The following is a 2164-nucleotide window of genomic DNA, read 5'->3' on the forward strand; positions in this document are numbered from 1 at the left end:
AAAGTACATTATAAAATTGATACAGTCACGGTTGAATTAGATGAGGTTAATTGGAATAATGTTGCTGAAAAGGGAACAACTAACTTACAAAAGTTAGCCAAAGCAGAAATGGATCGTTTGGCGACACTGTATAACAACAAGAATATTCATCCTAAAGATTTTACTATTACGGTAAATGGTAAAACATTAGTAACTGATCAAAGTATTAGTGTAGGAGCGCCTGTATTTAAAGGTGCATCTGAGGTTGATGTTATGGCTTACTTTAAACAGCTTTCTGGTGTTGATGTTTTGCCGACAGCCAAAATGATTCCAGAGAAAGGAACTATTTATTCAGTCAAGGTTACTGAAGGTCCCAATGCTGGTAGCAATATAACATTAAGAAATTTCTCTGACTCAGTGGAGCAAACTAATGCTAAGTGGACTATAGATATCAAAAATCCAAATATTAACAAAGGAAATCGTGTGGAGATGAAATTCCAATGAATTTTGAAAAAATTTATCATTCAATATTAGAAAGTTCTTTTGGTTATTCAATGGGCACAATGTGGCAACATGTAGCAAATTATATGAAAGATATGAATGAACCTTATGAAATCAGAAAGGATATTTTCTTTAAAATATTAAATAAATCAATGAATGATGGGCATATCAGATTAGCTAGTCATGGTGTTTTTCTAACTGGTACCAGTGAAGAACAAATCCAGTCGATTAAAGATATTTGGCCACCTTACCCCTCAGATGATGAAGACGATGATCTTGATGATATTGGTATGTGGTTCTATGTGAAATTGAACTGTGGTATTGTTTGGATTACACCAGAAGGTCAAGAGATATGGACTTAAATTTATAAAACTTCTCGGATATGGTGAGAAGTTTTTTATAACATTTTAGTACAGCTTTCCAACCCTAATAATCAGTAATTTTAGCTTTGTATCAATATTAGAAGATTAAATAAATATCTCATTCCAACTCAATTTAAATTAAATAAAAGTTAGTCGTTTTTTTATCCAACTACTTAACCTGTTCACTACGCTTATTAAAATATGCCCGCATCAAAATAACCAGCACTGAAGTAAGAGCGAAGGTACATCATAAAATTGAAGCGGTAGAAGTTGAATTAGATGAGGTTAATTGGAATAATGTTGTTGAAAAGGGAGCGACTACTCCAACGCCACCTATAAAAATTAATATTGCAAATGACTTTACAAAATCACCTCAATCTATTTGGGGGAGATCTGCTGATGATATTGCAAAAGATTTTCAGGCAGCAGGTTATCAAGTTAACATTAGACAATCAACAAGAGGTTCAGGACAGGCAGTCATTATTGAAGTTAAAGATCATCCTGAAATTAGCCAGATACAGATACACCCAGGCGGAGGACGTCATGGTGGTAGCTATTATAAAGTATCAACTACAACACAAGGTACAATAAAAGTTGTTGATCCAAACACATATAAACCAAGTGTGGGAGAAAGAGCGACAATTATCAATAAACCAAAGGAATAGAATATGAACAAGATTAAATGGGTAACTCAGGCAATAGCACAACCTTGTGAAATACAAAAGAGTTTATTCCCTGATTTTGCAAATATAGCTGATGAATTAGCGGTTGAGTGGGAAATGGCCTTAGATGAACTTAATGATCCTCTAGTCGCATCTTCTCTTACATCAGAGCAAAAACTAGCAGTAAAAAAATTAGATGATTATATGTTATCTATAAGCGGAGCTGCTAATATTCAATACTGGAATAATGATGCACTTTGTGAAAGTGCTGAATGGCAGAATATGAGAAAAATGGCTATTGATATATTGCTCATCATGAATTGGGAAAATGTTGTACCAGCAAAAGTCGATGCAATATATATCAATCATGATTAAGTAGGAAACCTCCACTTTAACTAGCGGGAAGTTTGTTATTTTTTTCAGATCTGTATCGCAAATTCAATAATAATTTTATTTTGCTCAACTTTAATGATCACAGGTCTTTCGGCATAAAAGCTTATCCGTTCCAGCCCCTACCGTTAACGGTGAACAGTGGTCTGGATTAGGTTTTGAGCCTTGAGACATATAACCCACAATATAAAATTTTATTTCTAATATTAAACATAAAGCTTGAATGCCCATCAAAGATAAACTACACTTTCGATTAATGGATTTAGATAA

General features: G+C 33.6%; 3 protein-coding genes and 1 pseudogene. 3 read left to right on the forward strand and 1 reads right to left on the reverse strand.

Annotation, left to right across the window (positions count from 1 at the left end; translation table 11 throughout):
* From FcAc13_RS11985 to FcAc13_RS11995, 3 genes and pseudogenes are all read left to right on the forward strand, one after another.
* Nucleotides 1–483: pseudogene (locus FcAc13_RS11985) on the forward strand (hypothetical protein); the annotation flags it as partial.
* Nucleotides 480–842, forward strand: a complete 363-nt coding sequence (locus tag FcAc13_RS11990) for a DUF596 domain-containing protein (protein WP_187756462.1) — start codon at nucleotides 480–482, stop codon at nucleotides 840–842. The pseudogene FcAc13_RS11985 and the gene FcAc13_RS11990, both read left to right, overlap by 4 nt.
* 668 nt (nucleotides 843–1510) lie before the next feature.
* Nucleotides 1511–1879: a hypothetical protein gene (locus FcAc13_RS11995; RefSeq protein ID WP_187756463.1), complete on the forward strand. Its 369-nt coding sequence runs from the start codon at nucleotides 1511–1513 to the stop codon at nucleotides 1877–1879.
* A 90-nt stretch (nucleotides 1880–1969) separates the two neighbouring features.
* Here FcAc13_RS11995 and FcAc13_RS12155 read toward each other — a convergent pair.
* Nucleotides 1970–2164, reverse strand: a 195-nt coding sequence (locus FcAc13_RS12155; RefSeq protein WP_223064614.1) for a hypothetical protein, incomplete at its 5' end; no start/stop codon positions are given.

This window comes from Frischella japonica, from assembly GCF_014489845.1.
Lineage (GTDB): Bacteria > Pseudomonadota > Gammaproteobacteria > Enterobacterales > Orbaceae > Frischella > Frischella japonica.

What these genes read in the sequence shown, in the direction of transcription:
- FcAc13_RS11990 (WP_187756462.1), top strand. Translation starts at nt 480, where the DNA reads ATGAATTTTGAAAAAATTTATCATTCAATATTAGAAAGTTCTTTTGGT.
- FcAc13_RS11995 (WP_187756463.1), top strand. Translation starts at nt 1,511, where the DNA reads ATGAACAAGATTAAATGGGTAACTCAGGCAATAGCACAACCTTGTGAA.